General features: G+C 32.5%; 3 protein-coding genes. All 3 read right to left on the reverse strand.

Annotated features, from left to right (window positions below; translation table 11 throughout):
* Window positions 1-537: hypothetical protein (locus ACK5ON_RS13110; RefSeq protein WP_409823305.1), on the reverse strand; the 537-nt coding region annotated here is incomplete at its 3' end.
* A gap of 159 nt (window positions 538-696) precedes the next feature.
* Window positions 697-1,653, reverse strand: coding sequence for a glycosyltransferase family 2 protein (locus ACK5ON_RS13115; protein ID WP_409823307.1), 957 nt, complete (start codon window positions 1,651-1,653; stop codon window positions 697-699).
* Window positions 1,653-2,947 (reverse strand): hypothetical protein (locus tag ACK5ON_RS13120; RefSeq protein ID WP_409823309.1); only part of this gene is annotated, 1,295 nt, incomplete at its 5' end. The genes ACK5ON_RS13115 and ACK5ON_RS13120, both read right to left, overlap by 1 nt.

The following is a 2,947-nucleotide window of genomic DNA, read 5'->3' on the forward strand; positions in this document are numbered from 1 at the left end:
AATACCGATGTTATTATACAAACGGGCACATTTTTCAAGGTTATTTGTTTCTTCATAAATTTTCAATGCTTTAATTTGGTATTGCAACGATTTACCATAGCTACTTTGCTCCGAAAAAACAATTCCGATACTTCCATAAGCGCGAGCCAAGCCATTTTTAATTTCAGAATTATTTTCTGAAGCACTAGCCAGTTCCATTTCAAAAATGGATTGTGCTTTAGTGAAATTTTGCAACGCTAGAGGATAATTTCCAACAATAATATTGGCATTACCCAAGTTAAGTCGTGCAGTTCCTTCGGCTAATTTGAAATTAATTTTGGTTGAAAGTTGTAAAGCCTGATTGGCATACTGAAGCATTAATTTGGGATCGCTAGACTTATAGGCATCGGCAATAAGATTAAGCGTTTTGGCCTTGTCTATATCATTTTTAGTCATTTGTAAAACAGCAACAAGACTGTCGGCTATTTTATTTTGTGACCAACAAACCGTTGAAAAAAATAACAGTAAAGATAAAGTCAGGTTTTTTGCTATTTTCATTTGAACCATTTTTAACGAATGCTACAACAAAAATAACATTCCAAAATTGGTTACGAGCTAGTAAATGAGTATTTAAACGTTTTGAATTAGAATTTGATGATTAAGAAACTCTTTTAGCAATACAAAAAGTGCTCACTCCAAATGGAAAATTAAAAGCTTTTAATCTACTCTTTTATCGATGAAATATCGTGGTCTTTGTTTTACTTCTGAATAAATTTTCCCGATATATTCGCCTATTATTCCGAAACAAAACAGCTGTACTCCTCCTAAGAAATACATGGGTAAAACCGTAGAAAGCCAACCGGGAACGACATCTCCAGTATAGATTGCAAACACTGCATAACCTGTCATTATCAAACACGCAAAAAACACCGCAAATCCTATGATAGTAACTAATTTTAAGGGATAATTACTAAATGATGTTACCCCATTCCAGGCAAAAGCTGCCATTTTTCGGAAAGGATATTTTGACTCGCCTGCAAAACGTTCTAACCTATCATAATAAACAACTTCGCTTTTAAATCCAATACTAGGAATAATACCGCGAAGAAATAAATTAACTTCTCCAAACTCCGCTAAAGCTTTTAAAACTCGATGGCTACATAATCTATAGTCAGCATGATTATGAACAACATTCACTTTCATTAGTTTCATTAGTTTATAAAAAAATAGGGCTGTATTTCGTTTAAAAAAAGTATCGGTTACTCTTTCTTTTCTAACGCCAAATACAACATCTGTTCCAGATATGAATTTTAAAATCATTTTTTCTATGACACGAACATCATCTTGTAAATCGGCATCGATAGAAATTAAAGCATCGGCTTCCTCTTTAAAAGTGAGTAATCCTGCTAAAAGTGCTTTTTGATGCCCTACATTTCCTGCTAATTTTAATCCTTTCACATGAATTAATTCAGCGGCTAGTTCTTCGATACAATTCCATGTATTGTCTTTACTTCCATCATCAACAAATAGAGCAAAACTCTTTCCTGAAATGATATTACGTAACACCAAATCTTGAATAATTTCATTCAATTGTGCCGCTGTTTCTGGCAATACTAATGCTTCATTATAACAAGGAGAAACTATCCCAATGATAGGTTTTTGTTTGGTTTCCATTAGATGGTTGAGATTTTATTAGGAAAAACAAATTTAGCAATAAAGTTAACTTTATTTTGAAACCATTTTATTCGATACAAACCTGCAGCACTCATAACATACAATGCAACTCGAGAAGGAAACATATATCTTGGTTCCATATAAGTCAAACCATGAAATAGTAAAAGCGCTAAAATGACAGACCAAAAAAGCCAATAGTTAATCAGATTTTTTTCTTTAAGTAAAAATAAAAAGGCCCCAATTATAATGATGATGTTTATCGAATTTATCAGTAAAATTATGAACCAATAGCCCCAAACACCTTGAATTGGTCCAAGGTGAAACTTCTCTGGTTTTACACTATTGATAAAATAAACGTGACCATATAAGCATTTTACAAAAAATTGTCGAGTAAACCAAAACGGATGATCAAAAACATCATTAATCAAAAACTCTTTATAAACATCAGAGTGATGCATTTTTATCTTGATCGCTTCTAATACAGAGTAACTTTTTCGCCAATTTTGATAATCCTTACTATCCTCTCTGGTTTCATTATCCCAAAAACGAAAATCGGTTGGTTCTTCTCGAAACTGAAATCTTCCCTGATGAGCAACATAATATAATAATCCTTCTTGATTGTCATTCGATTTTGTTTTAGTGATTTCTTTAGCCAATTGCAACATCCCGAGTCCCATAAAACCGACACTAAATAAAGAAATGGCTAATTTTTTTCCATAAATTTTGAAAAAATCTTTATGCTGAAAAAAAGAATATAAAATGATTAGAAATCCAAACCCGAGTAGTAACATAGTATTGGGTCTGTTCAAAATTAAAAACCAAATACCTAGTGTTAACCAAATCCATCCTGCTTTTTTAGTTGGACTATAAAAAGCTATTGACCATCCATAAAGTGCCAATGCCAATGAAAAAAAGGCCGGTGCTTCAGCAATTATTCCCAGTGAATAATAACAATGTATGGGAAAAATAAAAAATAACAGAACACTAAGTAAACCCACTTCTTTTGAAAAAAAAGAAGTGCCAATTCTAAATATTAACAGCAAACTTATCGTAGTAATAATGAATGTAAATACTGTACCATACACCCAAAGTTGGTTGTCTGTTGCACCCGATGGTGCCATAAAATAAGCTGGAGTATAAAACAATATCGGTCCAGGTGCCCTAGTAATCATTACCTTATCATAACCAACGTCTCCTTTTAAATAGAAAGCAAGGTTTTTTGCTTCTTCATGAAAAATAATATCCCCAAAAGGTCTTGCTTTGAAAGGTAAATTCAGAACGATAAACATCATTA

This window comes from Flavobacterium sp. (genome assembly GCF_046317795.1).
Lineage (GTDB): Bacteria > Bacteroidota > Bacteroidia > Flavobacteriales > Flavobacteriaceae > Flavobacterium.

Coding starts and splice junctions, on each gene's coding strand:
- ACK5ON_RS13115 (WP_409823307.1), bottom strand. CDS start 1,653: ATGGAAACCAAACAAAAACCTATCATTGGGATAGTTTCTCCTTGTTAT.